The following is a 16,028-nucleotide window of genomic DNA, read 5'->3' as shown; positions in this document are numbered from 1 at the left end:
TTACTTCATGATGAGTATATAGCTTTTTCCGGCTTGGGTAGCAAAGTCGTACACCTGTCCGATTTGAGGTTTTGCCAGAATAAGTTGCGCCTGGGGCGAAACAATCGCTTCTTTAACAACAACCGGCTGATAAAATGGATTCGTGTTCGTCGCTGCGTTCAGAACGGTTTTGAAACCTTTTGCCTGTAATTCATTGGGTACGCGAATCCGGCAGTTGCCGCCCAGCGTCGATTTGATGGTTACGCTGGCCACCTTGCCCTCTTTCCAGTTGAGCGAAACGATTTCAAAACCACCCCGCGCCCGAAGGCCGCTGATGGTCCCCGCAGGCCAGCGGTCGGGCAAGGCAGGCAGCAAGTGAATGGCTTCGTCATGACTTTGCATGAGCATTTCGGCGATTCCCGCCGTGCAGCCAAAATTCCCATCGATCTGAAATGGCGGATGGGCATCGAACAGGTTGTTATACGTACCGCCAACCCCTGTTCCACCCGGCCGGTTTCTGCCCGCTTCACTAACGGGCGATAGCTGATTGGTAATGAGCCGATAGGCCCGGTTTCCATCCAACAGCCGCGCCCACCAGTTTACTTTCCAGCCCATCGACCAGCCCGTCGACGCGTCGCCCCGTTGTTCTAACGTATTGCGGGCGGCCCGGAATAACTGCGGTGTGCGGAAAGCCGAAAACTGCGCCGATGGATAGAGGCCGTAGAGGTGCGAAATATGCCGGTGCTTATCGTCCGGACTATCCAGGTCATCAATCCACTCCTGCAACTGGCCGTGTTTACCAACCTGCATGGGAGGTAACTGCGCCAGTTTCGAGGCCACAATTTTCACAAACTCAGCATCGACATTAAGGGCTTTCGCGGCCCGGATGGTATTGGTAAAAATATCGAAAACAAGCTGATTATCCATCGTGACACCCGCATCGATGGATATACCGGGCCGGGTGGACGGCGCGTTCTCGGGCGACATTCCGGGACAGACGACCAGATAATGATGATTTGGGTCTTCAACGAGGTAATCGACAAAAAACTCGGCGGCTCCTTTCATGGCCGGATAGACCGATTTCAGGTAGGCTTTATCGCCCGAATACTGGTATTTCTCCCACAAATGCTGGCTCAGCCACGCCCCACCCATTGGCCACATCGAGTAAAAAATGGCATCGACGGTGCCGGTAATGCGCCAGAGGTCGGTGTTGTGGTGCGCCACCCACCCTTTGGCACCGTACATGACGTTGGCCGTTTCCTTACCCGCCTGCGAAAGTTCCTTCACCATCTGTACCAAAGGCTCATGCAGCTCCGTGAGGTTGGTCACTTCGGCGGGCCAGTAGTTCATTTCGGTGTTGATGTTGATGGTGTATTTACTATCCCAGGGTGGGTCCATCCGGTCATTCCAGAGCCCCTGTAGGGTAGCCGGTTGCCCTACAACTCCGTTGCGGACAGGCTGCGAAGCCGAAATCAGCAGGTAACGCCCGAACTGAAAATAGAGCGACACCAATTGTGGATCATCCCCCGAGGCAAACTGCCGGATACGCTCATCCGTGGGCAGTTTGGCGGCTTCCGATGTGCCCAGATTCAGAGCAACCCGCCTGAAATAGCGCTGATAGGCCGCCACATGGGCCGCCAGAACAGCGCTGAACGGACGTTTTTCCACACGGGTCAAATACGAATCGGCCAGCGTTTTGGGGTTGGCGGTGAGGGTTTTGTAATCCACAACGTTGGTTGCCATCGAGACGTACAGCGTAGCGGCATTGGCCCCGCTGATCACCACCGATGTATCCGTTTTGGTGGTTTGCCCGCCCTCCGGCACTACCCGAACGTGGGCGTTGAAATTCACCTGTCCCTTCACGCCCTCATGATCGCTGGTGGTACCGGTCATCACCAGTTTACCAGTTCCGTCGATACTCCGCTGAACCTTCTGGGGGCTGTTGAGGAATGTCGTAAATGACAATTTACCCGGCTTATCAGCCGTCAGTCGAACGGCAATCACCTGATCGGGAGCCGACGCGATAACCTGACGCGTGTACCGAACCCCATCGACCGTATACATCGTTGTGGCGACGGCCTTTTCAATATCGAGGTCGCGGTAGTAATCCGTGAATGATTCATGCCCCGGAAACGACAACAGCAGGTTACCCACCGGCTGGTATTTCATGCCGTTGTTTTTCTTCGACTCAATCTTGGCAGCGGCCAGCTTCTGGGCTTCGGCCTGTTTACCGGAAAAGATCAACCGCCGAATTTCGGGCAGGGCAGCCAGCGCATCGGGGTTTTCGTTCCGGTTCGGCCCACCCGACCAAACGGTTATTTCATTCAATTTAATAATTTCCTGCTCCGGATTGCCGTACACCATGCCCCCAAGCCGACCATTGCCAACGGGCAGCGCATTGGTCCAGGTTTTTCCGGCCGGTTGTTTGTACCATAGTTTCAGGGCAGTGGGTTGCTGGGCTTGAACGCCAGCCGCCAGCAGGCATAAAAAGAAGGTCTTTTGAAAGTTTTTCACGCAGGATAAAAAGGAATAGATTCAACTAGACTATCATAAGTAAAACGGACTCGATTTATCACCATATGCGACTTGAAATTAGGTTGATCAGAACGTTTACAATAAACGCAAGACCAAAAGAGGCCGCAACCGAAAACTCCCTGAGTAGAAAGGCTTGCAGGAACAGAAAAGTGGTAAATCCCAGTAGCCCGATGACCAGCCCACGAAGCGTTGAAATCGTTGCCGTACTCCCCTGAAGCGTATGCGAGAAAATAGCCAGAATGGTCGTCATGATGGGAAATGGGGTTAAAATACCACTCCATTGCGGACCTAATAGCCCCGCTAATCCGGTGACTGCCAGCACAAACAACGTTGCTACGACCATCCGGATGGGAATATCGAACGGCAAACGGCGGGTGCTGACGGGTGGTCCGTTGGGCACCGGGTAAAACCGTAAACTCAGCAGGACGCTGACGATAACGAGGGCATAGCTTACATACAAATTCAGCTGGAGGTAATTGAATACCACTGCCGTAAGGGTGTACAACGAATAGGAAAGCAATAGTGTGGGAAACCACTTTAACCGGCGAGAAAATGCCGAGTAGCTTACGCAGAAACTAATTAAAGCTAGAATCCCAATCATTGATCCCTGAATGGAGTAAATGCCGAACGGCTTGCCCTGTTCCAGAATAAAAAAGAACAGAATCGGTCCGGCTACCCAGGGCATACTCCCGATCAGACCCCCTATTTTACCACCCCATTTTCGAATTGCCAGGGTAATCAGGGCAATGACGGAGGGCATTAGTGTTACTTTGAGCAGGAGTACATTCATGCGAGAAACTTCATTTGCGGCCTATTTGCCCGCGAAGTTACAAGCTTTCCCGTCTGGCAATTGCTTCAGTCGCAATAAGGCTTTACGTTTTTTTGGCTAATATTGACAAGTGATCGAACAACCTGCCTGCCAATTGTTACGTCTGAATACCCGTCACCGGCTTAAGAAACACAGTTGAGCATTTTTTTCCATTTAGAATGAAAAATACACCCGTAACGATTAAAGACATTGCCCGTTCTCTGAATATCTCCATCTCAACGGTATCGCGGGCGTTACGGGGGTTACCGGAGATTCATCCGGATACCAGAGCAGCTGTTGTGAAACTCGCCGAAGAGCTTGATTACCAACCCAACCAACTCGCCAAAAACCTGGCCAAGAGCCGTACAAAAACGATTGGGGTCATTGTACCCAACCTGAGTTATCACTACTTCTCGGCCATGCTGAACAGTATTGAGGAAGCTGCCCTGCAAGCAGGCTACAGTGTGCTGGTTTGCCAGACAAATGAATCGTACCTGCGCGAAATCACGAACATTCAGAACCTGCTTCGCAGTCAGGTAGAGGGGTTTATCATCTCCCTCTCCCGCGATACCGACAACTACGAGCATGTGGAGCGGTTGGCCCGGAAGAATATTCCACTGGTACTGTTCGACCGGTATGTGGAAAGTATCGACGTGTCGAAAGTCATCGTCGACAATGAAGCGGCTGCCTTCAAAGCGACTGAGCACCTGATCGAAAACGGCTGTCGACGGATTGGGTTTCTAGCGGGACCCGCTCAGCTTTTACTGAGCAATCAACGCGTAAAAGGCTATCGGGCGGCTCTGGAGAAGCACAGTCTGCCCGTGAGCGATCAATATGTACTGCATTGCGACTACACCCAGGAGAACACCATCCTGCAAACGCTGGTCCTGATGAGCCAGCCGCAACCGCCGGATGGGGTAGTTACGATCAGTGACCGGGTAGCGTACCCGGCTATCTATGCCATGAAGCAGAAAGGCCTTCGTATTCCGGAAGATGTGGCCATTGTGAGCTTTAATAATGAACCGGTATCGGCGTTTTTTTCGCCCGGCATCAGCAGCATCAGCCAGCCAATTCAGGAGATGGGGACAGAAACCGTTCGGCTATTACTCAAACAACTGGACTCAACCCATACCCTGGTTCCCAGAGAAACGAAAGTACTGGAAACCCAACTGATCGTGCGGGCATCCTCCCTGCGCCCACGCTCCTAAACGCACTATCCCAGGCCAGTTATAGTCGGTAACTACGAATGTATTCACCGGGTGGCATGCCAACGATCTCTTTGAACTGACGGTTGAAGTTCGACAGGTTTGTAAACCCGCAATTCAGGGCAATCTGGCTGATGTTCTCCTGCGATTCGCGCAGATCCCGGCAGGCATGTTCGATGCGGACTTCGTTGAGCAACTGCGAGAACGTTTTTCGCGTGTGCTGCCGGAAAAACCGGCAAAATGCACCGGGTGTCAGGTTAGCCACATTTGCTACATCATCCAGCGAAATTGGAGACGCGTACCGCTGAAGAATGTACGAGAAAACCTGCTCCAGCCGACGCTGATCGTCGGGGCGCTGCGGCTGGGCATAAGCCGTGGCCGACAGTACCTCCCGCTCAGAATTAGCCGCCAGATTATCCAGCACCTGCAACAAACTAAGCAATTGTTCGAACGGACGTTTTTCCGGAATCTCCTCCAATAGTTGCGTAAGGGCATTCCCCGTCCCGCACCGCAGCCGAACGCCATGCTGTGCTTCCTGCAAAAGCGTTGTCAGATGCCGGGTTTCGGGGAGGTTGAGCATCGTCTTTTCCAAATGCTCAGGCTTGAACAATACGGAAACGGAGGTAGCCCGGCGGGTGGAGTCAGGCTGATAGTAATCGGTATCGCTACGCAAAACATGAGGCAGGTTAGCGCCCAGTAACAAGACGTCATACGGATCGAACCGATCAATCTTATCCCCCACAATCAGCGTCCCCTCCCCCTGCTGAATAAGTGTCAACTGAATTTCGGGGTGGAAATGCAATTGACCATAAAAGTGAGGAGCGTTATCCTGCTCAATTCGAAATGAGCGATCATCAACGGCAGGAACACGGAAAAGAAGTGCCTTCATCAATACATACTTTACCTATTTTTTTGCAATAATCGCGATAATGAGTGAAAATAGTATCAGTATCCATGAATTATTCGTAAAGCCATTGGCAAACTATTGCAGAACTTTGATTGACTTAAATGAATAGCTACTACGCCAATGAATGTTTCTGTAAAATGGGACGGTGTTTACCCCGCCCTGCTGACTCCGTTTACCGCCGACGACCAGCTTGATCTGCCGCTTTTCGAAAAAAACCTGCACGCTCAACTCGACGCGGGTATTCATGGCTTCATCATTGGCGGCTCGCTGGGCGAAGCCAGTACACTGCTCAACGACGAGAAAATCGCCCTGCTCGAAACGGCCCTTGGCGTCTGCGAGGGGCGCGTACCCGTACTGGTAAACATTGCCGAACAGGGCACCAAACAAGCCATTGCGCGCGCCCACGAAGCAGAAAGCAACGGAGCCGATGGGCTGATGCTGCTTCCGCCCATGCGCTACCCCGCCGACGCCCGCGAAACGGTCACCTTCTTCAAGGCCGTTGCCCAGGAAACATCGCTGCCCGTCATGATCTACAACAATCCCTACGATTACAAGATCATGACGACCGTGGCCATGTTTGAGGAACTGGCCGAACTATCCAACATTCAGGCGGTTAAAGAATCGACCCGCGACCTGACCAATATTACCCGGATGCGGAACGCCTTCGGCGATCGTTTTAAGCTGATGGGTGGTGTTGATACGCTCGCGCTTGAAGCGTTGTTACTGGGCTGCGATGGTTGGGTTGGTGGCCTTGTTGATGCCTTCCCGCAGGAAACAATGGCTATTTATGAACTGACAAAAGCCGGTCAGGTGGCCGAAGCACTGGCTATTTACCGCTGGTTTATGCCCCTGCTGGAGCTGGATATTCATCCCAAACTTGTTCAGTACATCAAGCTGGCCGCCACGGCAACGGGTATTGGCTCAGAGTACGTTCGGGCTCCCCGGCTTACGCTCGTTGGTGCTGAACGCGAGCAGGTACTTCAGGTTATTCAAACGGCGCTGGTCAATCGGCCGGTGCTAACGACGGTTCACTAGATCATGGCCGAATTTCATTTTTTCTGTATCGACGCTCATACCTGCGGCAATCCGGTTCGGGTGGTTACGGGCGGCAGCATTCCCTTCCTGCAAGGTGACTCCATGAGCGAAAAACGGCAGCATTTTCTGCGTGAGTTCGACTGGATTCGGAAGGGGTTGATGTTTGAGCCACGGGGTCACGACATGATGTCGGGCAGTATTCTCTACCCGCCTACCGACCCCGCCAATGATGCGGGCGTACTGTTCATCGAAACATCCGGCTGTTTGCCCATGTGCGGTCATGGTACCATTGGCACGGTTACGGTGGCTATCGAGCAAAACCTTATCCGGCCTAAAACGCCGGGTGTACTCAATCTGGAAGTACCCGCCGGACTGGTTCGGGCCGAATACCGGCAGGAAGGCAAAAAGGTAACGTCGGTGAAGATCACGAATATCAAGTCGTATCTCGCGGCCGAAAAGCTCACCGTCGACTGCCCGGATTTAGGGTTACTGACGGTCGATGTAGCTTACGGCGGTAATTTCTACGCCATCGTTGACCCCCAGCCCAACTTCCCCGGCCTGGAGCACTACAAAGCCGAGCAACTCATTGCCTGGGCGCGGGTTATGCGCGAACGCATGAATGAACAGTATACCTTCGTTCATCCCGAAAACCCGACCATCAATGGCCTGAGTCACATTCTGTGGACCGGCAAGCCGATCAAGGAAACATCGACGGCCCGAAACGCTGTTTTTTACGGCGACAAGGCCATTGACCGTTCGCCCTGCGGCACCGGTACATCGGCCAGAATGGCGCAATGGTACGCGCAGGGACGCCTGAAACCGGGCGAAACCTTTGTGCATGAGAGCATTATCGGGTCAATTTTTAACGGGCGTATCGAAGCCGAAACGGAGCTGGCCAATCAACCGGCCATCGTTCCGAGCATTGAAGGCTGGGCCAGAATTCATGGCTACAATCACCTTATTCTGGATGAAGAGGACCCTTACGTATTTGGTTTTCAGGTAATATGATAAATGTCGGTATTGTTGGCGGAGGCATCATTGGGTTAAGTTCAGCCTATTACCTGCACAAGGCGGGCCACAAGGTCACACTCTTTGATCAGAACCCCATTTCAGACGGTTGCTCGTTCGGTAATGCCGGCATGATTGTGCCCAGCCACATCATTCCGCTGGCTCAGCCGGGCATGATTGCCAAAGGTATGCGCTGGATGCTCAACTCGACCAGCCCGTTCTACGTCAAACCAAGATTGAATCTGGAACTGGCCCGCTGGGGCTGGCTCTTTTTCAGAAACTCAACCCCCGAGCACGTTGAGCGGTCGATTCCGGTCCTGCGCGACATTAGCCTGCTCAGCAAGGCGCTGTATCAGGATTTGGCCGCCAATGGCGATCTGGACTTCGAATGGCAGGAACGGGGGCTCATGATGCTCTACAAAACGGCATCGGCCGAGCACGAAATGGCAGAAGAAGCCGATGTTGCCAACCGGGCGGGTATCGAAGCCCGGATACTGAATAGCCAGCAGGTTCAGGACCTGGAGCCCAAAGCCCGTGTCGATGTTCGGGGAGCGGTATTGTACCCCGGCGATGCCCATCTCAATCCCGGCGAGCTGGTTCGTTCGCTGGTGACCTACCTGCGAAAACAAGGCGTTACCATTCTCGAAAGTCAGGCGGTTACGGGTTTTGGCAAGACGGGTTCTCGCATACAATCCGTTCAGACAGCCCAGGGCGACTATCCCGTTGACCAGCTTGTGGTGGCGGGTGGTGCCTGGTCGCCCGCGCTGGCCCGTATGCTGGACCTGAGCTTGTCCATGCAGGGCGGAAAAGGGTACAGCTTTGTCCTTCGAAACCTGACGAACAACGTGCGTATTCCGGCCATCATGCTCGAAGCACGCGCGACGGCAACGCCCATGGGCAGCGACCTGCGTTTTGCCGGTACGCTTGAAGTGGCGGGCACCGACATGACAGTAAACATGAACCGGGTACGCGGCATTGTCCAGTCGATCAACCAGTACTACCCCGACATTCCGGTTACCATGCCCGAAGTCGATGTGGTCTGGCGCGGTTTACGACCCTGCTCACCCGATGGTCTGCCCTATATTGGTCGGCCACGACGGTACGAAAACGTGGTTTTGGCCACCGGACACGGCATGATGGGCCTGAGTCTTGGTCCGGGCACGGGCAAACTGGTCAGCGAAGAAATCAGCGGTAAAGCGACCAGTATGGACATATCCGCTTTTAGCCCGGATCGGTTTTCGTAAGGTTGCTACTCTATTTATATTAACGGGATACGGTTGAGAGCACTTGTTTCAACTCGTCAAAAGCGCTTCCTCCTTCCAGAGAAGCCGCTACATTTCCCTTCTTGTCGATGACAATAATTGTCGGAATCGAGGTGATGTGGTATTTCCCATGAAAACCGTGCCCATTAAGAATGGGCATAAACGGCAATGTACTACCATTGGGAACTTCCGCTTCATCCGCCATGACGCCTAATACGATAGGTCCGTTTTCTGACTGGTAAGGCCGCAAAGCATCAGTCAGTTTTGCCGCATCTTTATCACCCCAAAAGGGCCTGTTAAGGTTCACCAAAAAACTTAGAACAATTACGTTTCCAACCAAATCAACTGAGCGATAAACTTTCTTATCCATACCTGTCATCACAAAGGGCGCGATCGGTTTTCCAACTTTAGGCTGCTTGTTCGGGTCACGGTCACGAAATCCGCGTATTTCCCTCTCCTCGACCGTAGCTTTTCGTATCGTATAGGCCTTGGGTTGTCCAGATTCATTATAATCAGGAATCAAATGGTAACCATATGGGTCTACGCTGGTCAATTCTTTGAATTCCTTCAACGTTGCCGGCTTGCCGGTCTCAGCATTGGTGATGGGAATAGTATCGTCAATTCGTACGGTATGACGGATACCAGTTTGTTGGGTAATTATCTGACCCCAACTCAATTGACTACCCAATAGTATAAAGGTGCTCAGAAAGTATAGCGTGCTGTTTTTCATACGTTTGATATAAGGCGATCTTTACTAAAAATATCCCCAAATAAACAAACACATTACAACTTAACCATACGTCTTGCCTGTACTAATGTTAATAAAACCAGGCTCTACTCAAAACGATACTTATGCGTTACTTACCAACAAAAAGAGCTGCCCGGATAGGCAGCTCTTTTTATTGATACACTATGGTTAACCTAGTCTTTTTTGTACTGCTGGATGATTTTATACAGCGCTTTCTGCTTCTCCAGTTCGGGGAAGAACTCGAACAGCTGAACGTGTGCGTCGTAATCCAGCGAAAGAGCGGCTTCCAACTGAATCAGTGATTCGCGGTAATGACCGGCATGAATCAGATAAACGGCTGAGCGGTAATATAGATCCGCTTCAGCGGGCATGTCGTTGATACCCGACTGAATGATGTCGTTGGCCCGCAGGAAATCGCCCTGATCGAAGGGAACGAGTGACCAGGTTAGGTACACATCGGGATTTTCAGCATCTACTTCGGCAGCTTTCTCGAAAGCCTCGACACTCGACAGCACATTCCCGATCTTATACTCCGTTTCGGCCACTGCCAGGTAGTACTCTCCGTTCTGGTCGCTAAGTTTGACGGCTTTCTGCAAAAATGGCAGCGCTTCGTACCACTTGCCCGATTCGCTCAGACAAACACCGATACCATACCAGGCTTCGTCCCACATGGCATCCAGTTTAATGGCTTCCCGGTATTCCTTGATGGCTTCCGTGATGCGGTCCTGCTTTTCCAGACTGGCACCCAGATGGCAGTATGTATCGGCAGTTGCTTCTTCGTACTTCAGCGTTTCACGGTAACAGCTCTCTGCTTTCTCGAACAACCCCAGGTTCATATAGGTGTTGCCCAGATTGAAGTGTGCCGACGCAAAATCCCCTTTGATGATTACAGCATAATCGTAGGCTTCAGCGGCTTCGGCGTAACGCCCAAGTTTGCTGTAAGCGATACCAATGTTATACCAGGCGTTGTACGAATATGGATCGGAATCAATGAGTTGCTGGTAATACGCCAGACTATTTTCCAGTTCACCCGTTACATCCAGACAGAATGCGAGTTCATAAAGCGCATTTTCGTTATTAATATTCAGCGCAATTGACTTTTTATACTGCGTGATAGCCTCGTCGTACTTACCCCAGTTCTGATAGCTCTGCCCTAACTGGAACAGAATATCATCCTTTTCTTCAGCCCGGTCGAGCAGTTCTTCCAGCACCCGGATTGATTCTTCGTACCGACCGGCCATATTCAGGACGGAGCCCTGCATAAAGGGAACATCGAGATCGCCGGGGTTAAATAGTGAAGCCCGTTCCAGCAAATCCAACGACTCATCGAACCGTTGAAAGTTAGCCATAATCTGGGCTTTGTCGAGCATAAGTTCCAGCGCATACGGGAAGTTTTCCAGACCGGATTCGGCGGCTTTAAGTGCCTTGTCTAAATCACCCTGATTGAGGTAATGCTCAACCATTTGTTCATAGACGTCCAGGTCGAAAAACTGGCTTTGCTGCTGATCCAGCATTTGCTCAAAACGCCGGATTGATTCTTTAATATCGCCTTCTCGTTCTTCGAACTCTTGCTCCATGCTATTGCCTTCAAAATGTGGGCGGATAGGGGCCGCACCAACGGTGCGATTTATCCTTTGGCAGTGAAATATAAACTCAAAAAAGCAGAACTCCAACCTGGGAACGGAAAATTTACATACCGTTCGATGGCCGTCCAAAAGCGTTTGCCACACGCTCCAGCGTCTCACTTAATGGCCGATACTGAGTATCAAGTACCTGCCCGATTTTACGTCCGTCGTACTGATACAACGAACTTGCCGACCGGGCTGTTTCACGAGTTATTAACGGGGCCTTGCCGGTCAACCGTGCCCGGATAGCCTCTAAAGGCCAAAGCAGGCGTGTCAACGTGGCCGGAACCCGCCAACCGGGAGGACGTTTACCCAGTACGGCCGCTATCTGTTCTAACAAGGAACGATACGGAATGGTGCCCCCATTTACGATGAACCGCTGCGCCATGATGTCGGACTGCATTAGATCGACGAGACTATCGGCCACGTCGAGCACATCTACGTAATTGACGAGCCCCGCCGGGTAAAAGGGTTTTTCAGACTGAACGTAGTTTATGAGTTGCAGGCTGCTTTTGTTCCAGTCGCCCACGCCCAAAACCAGAGACGGGTTGACGATCACGGCATTTAACCCTTCGGCAACGCCCCGCCAGACTTCCAATTCTGCCCAGTACTTCGTTTTGGCGTACATAGAGTTATTCGGCGATTCTTCCCATTTCTGCTCTTCGTCGATCACAATTGGTGTATTAGACTTCCCTCCTTTAGTTACCGGTCGGCCAAGAGCAGCCACGGAGCTTACATAGCCCAGCTTCCGTACGCCCGCTTTCAGACAGACGTTGACGATATTGGCTGTCCCTTCCACATTGATACGTTCCATCCGGTCGCGATCTTTCGGGACGAATGAAACAACGGCAGCCGCATGAATAACGTCCACCGAAGTGTCGGACTGTGCTGCCCCAATAGCCGCTTCGAGCGATGGAATGTCCATAACATCGCCTTCGCACCAGGTAAGCTGACTGGCTACATCGGTCAGCAGTCCATACCCATTGGCCGGGCGGTGGAGTACCGTAACGGCATAACCATCAGCCAGGTAACGTCGGGCAATGTGCGAACCGACGAAGCCGGTAGCACCCGTGATAAAAACCGATTTAGGTAGTGATGATGTCAATTGAAGTTTTTGATTTCGACCCGGTTGAGGAAATTATTTGTATTCGGCGTGGTGTTCTCCATAGCGGCCCGTCTTTTTATTCATTCAGCGCAGGGCGTTTTGCGCCATCTGTTTGCGTAAACATAACAACGTTCGGCCCTGAATTGCTAATTTTGCGGCCAATTAGTGGGTAGTATGTCGTCGCATGGGTCAAACTCCTGACGCCTACACGAACCACCAACCCCTGATTACTAACCACTGACTATGTTAGAGAATCCACAACGCTATACCGTTACGGCGGCCCTGATCTACGCCAACGGCCCGATTCACATCGGTCATATTGCCGGATGCTACCTGCCCGCCGATATTTATGTTCGTTACCTTCGCTCAACGGGTAAGGATGTCGCCTTTATCAGCGGCACCGACGAACACGGCGTGCCGATTACCATCAAGGCAAAAAAAGAAGGCATTACTCCGCAGGAAGTCGTCGATAAATACTACGGGCAGATCAAGCAGGCTTTCAGCGACTTTGGTATCTCCTTCGATATCTATTCCCGTACGTCGAACCAGATTCACCACGAAACGTCGCAGGAGTTTTTCACCAATCTCTACGAAAAGGGCGATTTCGATGAAGAAGTAACGGAGCAATATTATGATGAAGTAGCCGGGCAGTTCCTGGCCGACCGCTACATTGTGGGAACCTGTCCCGTATGTGGCAATCCCAACGCTTATGGCGACCAGTGCGAACGCTGCGGTACCGCCCTGAGCCCTACTGAACTTATTGAGCCGCATTCCACCCTCTCCGGCTCGAAACCGGTGCTGCGTTCGACCAAAAACTGGTTCCTGCCGCTGGATCGGATGCAGCCCAAAATTGAAGAATACGTCAACAGCCATCCCGAGTGGAAAACGAACGTATCCGGACAATGTCAGTCGTGGCTGAAGGAAGGCTTGCGCCCCCGTGCCATGACCCGCGACCTCGACTGGGGCATTAAAGTCCCCCTACCCGATGCCGACGGTAAAGTTTTGTACGTCTGGTTCGACGCGCCCATCGGCTATATTTCCATGACCAAGGAATGGGCGGCTGAACAGGGCCGGGATTGGGAACTGTACTGGCGCGATGAGCACACCAAGCTGGTCCATTTTATCGGGAAGGACAACATCGTTTTCCATTGCATTATCTTCCCCGCCATGCTTATGGCCGAGGGCAGCTTTATCCTGGCCGATAATGTGCCCGCCAATGAGTTTATGAACCTGGAAGGGGATAAAATCAGTACGTCGCGCAACTGGGCGGTCTGGCTCCATGAGTATCTGGAGGAATTACCCGGCAAGCAGGATGTATTACGGTATGTATTGGCAGCTAATGCCCCCGAAACCAAAGACAGCGAGTTTACCTGGAAGGATTTCCAGACGCGGAACAACGCCGAACTCGTCGGCATATTCGGCAACTTCGTGAACCGGGCGGTGGTGCTGACGCAAAAATTCTGCGATGGAAAAGTACCGGCCATTAGTGGCGAGTTGACCGCTTACGACCAACAGGTACTGGACGAACTGGCTCTCTTTCCCGATCGAATCGGGCAGTCAATTGGTGCGTATAAATTCCGGGAAGCACTGGGCCATCTGATGGATTTGGCCCGACTGGGTAATAAATACCTGGCCGAAACAGAACCCTGGAAGGTGGTAAAAACCGATCCGATCCGCGCCAACACGATCCTGAACATTGCCCTGCAAATCTCGGCCAACCTGAGTATCGTGTGCGAACCGTTTCTGCCCTTCACAACGCAGAAATTACGCAGCCAGTTAAACATTACCGAGCATTTCAACTGGACCAACGCGGGCCGGGCTGATTTGCTGGTTACGGGTACCGAATTAGGCAAAGGCGAGTTACTGTTCGCTAAAATAGAAGACGACGAGATCAATACCCAGATTCAGAAATTATTAAATGCGAAACGCATGAATGAGTTAGAAACAAAGACCGTTCCGGCCCTACGGGACGAAATTACCTACGATGATTTCGCCAAAATGGACATCCGCATCGGTACCATCACCGAAGCCGAGCGGGTTCCTAAAAGCGATAAACTGCTCAAATTAAAAGTAGATGATGGCCTGGGCGGCCGACAAATTCTGAGTGGTATCGCCAAGCACTTTTCGCCCGAGGAAATCATTGGCAAACAGGTTACCTTTCTGGCCAATTTGGCTCCGCGCAAGATGATGGGCTTCGAATCGCAGGGGATGATCCTGATGGCCGAAGACCGCGACGGCAAACTAGCCCTCATCGCCCCCGGCGACGCAGTCTGGAATGGCGGAACCGTGAGTTAAGCCATTCATAAACAATATACTGAAAGCCGGAGACACACGTTTCCGGCTTTTGCATAGGAGGAGAACCTATTTTTAAATTTTCCTAAAATAGGTTGAATGAAGGGTGGCATCGCGACTGTAGTACCGACCGTCCCGGTCGGGCGAGAAAGATGAATGCACACCCGACCGGGACGGTCGGTACTACGTCGCGAAGCCATACTTTTCAATAATTCACCCCTTTATCGCATGGTCGGTTTGCACATTTTGACCCGACCATATTTTCTTCGCCGTCCAGTCGGTGGAGGGACTCGACCAGAACGGGTCGATTGCCGATAAACCCAGCGGCAGAAACGCGACCGAACACAGATACAGGCTACCCGTCGAAATGTAGGTTTCGCCGATGCCAGGCTGATGACCGCACAAGCCAATCTGAAGCCAGCCTTTGGCATCGAAAGTACCGGCCATATCCATTGTCCGGTGAATGACCGCCGTCAGCGCGGAGCGTACCTGACCGGGCGACAACTCCGGCGGTAGATTCCTCTGCAACGCCACCTGCGCCAGTAACTGAAACCCCCCGCATCGGTAGGCCAGCGACCGGCCAAAAGCGGCAAACGAGCCGTCGGGCGCAATCAACCGCTCCTGAATGATGGCGTACCGCTGAGCACGGGCCAGCAGCGTTTCATATAAGCCCTTCTCAGCTTTTCCGGCGTCAGCAAGGGTCTTGACAATGTCCAGCAGCATAGGCTGAATGACGTAGCTATTGTAATAATCCCAGTGAAAATCGGGGCCGTCGCCGTAAGCGCCATCACCTTTGTACCAGGCCTGGTGCTGTTTTATGGCATAATCCATACGAAGTTCATCGCCAGCACCGCCGTATTTCAACAAGGCAGCTTCCACCATGCCGCTGAACAACAGCCAATTATTATAACCCGGTTTAATAACCCGGCTGGCCTGTAGGGCCTTCACTACGTTAGCCTGTTCGGTGGTACTTAGGGCATGCCATAATTTTGGAGAACGAACCAGGCCGTGCGCCAGAAAAGCGGCATCTACTAATGGCTGACCACCTTTAGTAAAATTCAGATAATCGGGCGATTTGGGATTCACACCGTTGGCAATTGCCTGTCGGGCCAGGTCGAGGTAGCGCTGGCGGAGCAGGCTTTCCCGCACATCGTCGTCGGCACTGAGTTCGAGCCAGGGAGCCAGTCCGGCCATGGTCCGTCCCAGTGCTTCGAGGTGCGATACCACCAGGCGACCCGGCTGTTGCCCCGGCGCCGATTCTACGGGCATGGTTGCTTTCAACCGATTCTGCGCCAGGGCCGCTAGCACCGGGTCGACAACTTTAAGTAAGGTTTGCAACCAGTAGGCCCGGTCTTCATTGGCAACATTGGCAGCCGGTACCAGTTGTGAAAAACTATCGTTTGCCTTTACTTGACTAATTCCCAGACTAACCGGCAGGGCGGTAACCAGCCGGGTGAACATACGCCGTTTCATAAATCGTTTCTACATCAGGTCTTTCGCAAATAAAGCGACTGTAGTC

The 16,028-nt window shown here is 52.3% G+C and carries 12 protein-coding genes; 5 read left to right on the top strand and 7 right to left on the bottom strand.

The window, feature by feature from the left end:
* Entirely contained in the window at positions 1–2,493 is a 2,493-nt protein-coding gene (locus tag CRO74_RS05855; protein WP_097125054.1) for a glycoside hydrolase family 95 protein, read from the bottom strand.
* Between the two features lie 58 nt (positions 2,494–2,551).
* Positions 2,552–3,304 carry a hypothetical protein gene (locus tag CRO74_RS05850; RefSeq protein ID WP_097125053.1) on the bottom strand — a complete coding sequence of 251 codons (753 nt, stop codon included), beginning with the start codon at positions 3,302–3,304 and terminating at the stop codon, positions 2,552–2,554.
* 197 nt (positions 3,305–3,501) lie between these two features.
* Here CRO74_RS05850 and CRO74_RS05845 point away from each other — a divergent pair, with 197 nt between their 5' ends.
* Positions 3,502–4,530, top strand: a complete 1,029-nt coding sequence (locus tag CRO74_RS05845; RefSeq protein ID WP_097125052.1) for a LacI family DNA-binding transcriptional regulator — start codon at positions 3,502–3,504, stop codon at positions 4,528–4,530.
* A 19-nt stretch (positions 4,531–4,549) separates the two neighbouring features.
* Here the strand turns inward: CRO74_RS05845 and CRO74_RS05840 are convergent, their stop codons facing one another.
* Positions 4,550–5,416 (bottom strand): AraC family transcriptional regulator, encoded by an 867-nt coding sequence (locus CRO74_RS05840; protein WP_097125051.1) that lies wholly within the window; start codon positions 5,414–5,416, stop codon positions 4,550–4,552.
* 138 nt (positions 5,417–5,554) lie between these two features.
* On the opposite strand from CRO74_RS05840, the gene CRO74_RS05835 reads away from it, so the two are divergent.
* From CRO74_RS05835 to CRO74_RS05825, 3 genes are read left to right on the top strand one after another with little or no spacing between them, the layout of a single operon-like run.
* Complete coding sequence (locus tag CRO74_RS05835; RefSeq protein ID WP_097125050.1) at positions 5,555–6,469, top strand: dihydrodipicolinate synthase family protein; 915 nt, start codon at positions 5,555–5,557, stop codon at positions 6,467–6,469.
* A 3-nt stretch (positions 6,470–6,472) separates the two neighbouring features.
* Entirely contained in the window at positions 6,473–7,477 is a 1,005-nt protein-coding gene (locus tag CRO74_RS05830; protein ID WP_097125049.1) for a 4-hydroxyproline epimerase, read from the top strand.
* Positions 7,474–8,721, top strand: coding sequence for an NAD(P)/FAD-dependent oxidoreductase (locus CRO74_RS05825; protein WP_179830128.1), 1,248 nt, complete (start codon positions 7,474–7,476; stop codon positions 8,719–8,721). Before CRO74_RS05830 ends, CRO74_RS05825 begins: the two co-directional genes overlap by 4 nt.
* 19 nt (positions 8,722–8,740) lie before the next feature.
* On the opposite strand, the gene CRO74_RS05820 is transcribed toward CRO74_RS05825, so the two are convergent.
* From CRO74_RS05820 to CRO74_RS05810, 3 genes are all read right to left on the bottom strand, one after another.
* Complete coding sequence (locus tag CRO74_RS05820; RefSeq protein WP_097125048.1) at positions 8,741–9,469, bottom strand: TlpA family protein disulfide reductase; 729 nt, start codon at positions 9,467–9,469, stop codon at positions 8,741–8,743.
* Positions 9,470–9,660: 191 nt separating this feature from the next.
* A complete protein-coding gene (locus tag CRO74_RS05815; protein ID WP_097125047.1) occupies positions 9,661–11,064 on the bottom strand; it encodes a tetratricopeptide repeat protein in 1,404 nt (467 codons plus the stop codon).
* A gap of 112 nt (positions 11,065–11,176) precedes the next feature.
* Positions 11,177–12,217, bottom strand: coding sequence for an SDR family NAD(P)-dependent oxidoreductase (locus CRO74_RS05810; RefSeq protein WP_097125046.1), 1,041 nt, complete (start codon positions 12,215–12,217; stop codon positions 11,177–11,179).
* 243 nt (positions 12,218–12,460) lie between these two features.
* Here CRO74_RS05810 and metG point away from each other — a divergent pair, with 243 nt between their 5' ends.
* Positions 12,461–14,512 (top strand): methionine--tRNA ligase, encoded by a 2,052-nt coding sequence (metG, locus tag CRO74_RS05805; RefSeq protein ID WP_097125045.1) that lies wholly within the window; start codon positions 12,461–12,463, stop codon positions 14,510–14,512.
* A gap of 210 nt (positions 14,513–14,722) precedes the next feature.
* On the opposite strand, the gene CRO74_RS05800 is transcribed toward metG, so the two are convergent.
* The gene (locus tag CRO74_RS05800) at positions 14,723–15,982 is read right to left on the bottom strand and encodes a DUF2264 domain-containing protein (protein WP_097125044.1); all 1,260 of its coding nucleotides are present in this window, start codon (positions 15,980–15,982) and stop codon (positions 14,723–14,725) included.
* Between the last annotated feature and the right edge of the window lie 46 nt (positions 15,983–16,028).

Origin of the sequence: Spirosoma fluviale (assembly GCF_900230225.1) — a bacterium.
Lineage (GTDB): Bacteria > Bacteroidota > Bacteroidia > Cytophagales > Spirosomataceae > Spirosoma > Spirosoma fluviale.
The sequence above is the reverse complement of the archived record's forward strand: the minus strand, read 5'-3'. Positions and strand labels throughout refer to the sequence as shown.

What these genes read in the sequence shown, in the direction of transcription:
- CRO74_RS05850 (WP_097125053.1), bottom strand. Translation starts at nt 3,304, where the DNA reads ATGAATGTACTCCTGCTCAAAGTAACACTAATGCCCTCCGTCATTGCC.
- CRO74_RS05845 (WP_097125052.1), top strand. Translation starts at nt 3,502, where the DNA reads ATGAAAAATACACCCGTAACGATTAAAGACATTGCCCGTTCTCTGAAT.
- CRO74_RS05840 (WP_097125051.1), bottom strand. Translation starts at nt 5,416, where the DNA reads ATGAAGGCACTTCTTTTCCGTGTTCCTGCCGTTGATGATCGCTCATTT.
- CRO74_RS05835 (WP_097125050.1), top strand. Translation starts at nt 5,555, where the DNA reads ATGAATGTTTCTGTAAAATGGGACGGTGTTTACCCCGCCCTGCTGACT.
- CRO74_RS05830 (WP_097125049.1), top strand. Translation starts at nt 6,473, where the DNA reads ATGGCCGAATTTCATTTTTTCTGTATCGACGCTCATACCTGCGGCAAT.
- CRO74_RS05825 (WP_179830128.1), top strand. Translation starts at nt 7,474, where the DNA reads ATGATAAATGTCGGTATTGTTGGCGGAGGCATCATTGGGTTAAGTTCA.
- CRO74_RS05820 (WP_097125048.1), bottom strand. Translation starts at nt 9,469, where the DNA reads ATGAAAAACAGCACGCTATACTTTCTGAGCACCTTTATACTATTGGGT.
- CRO74_RS05815 (WP_097125047.1), bottom strand. Translation starts at nt 11,064, where the DNA reads ATGGAGCAAGAGTTCGAAGAACGAGAAGGCGATATTAAAGAATCAATC.
- metG (WP_097125045.1), top strand. Translation starts at nt 12,461, where the DNA reads ATGTTAGAGAATCCACAACGCTATACCGTTACGGCGGCCCTGATCTAC.
- CRO74_RS05800 (WP_097125044.1), bottom strand. Translation starts at nt 15,982, where the DNA reads ATGAAACGGCGTATGTTCACCCGGCTGGTTACCGCCCTGCCGGTTAGT.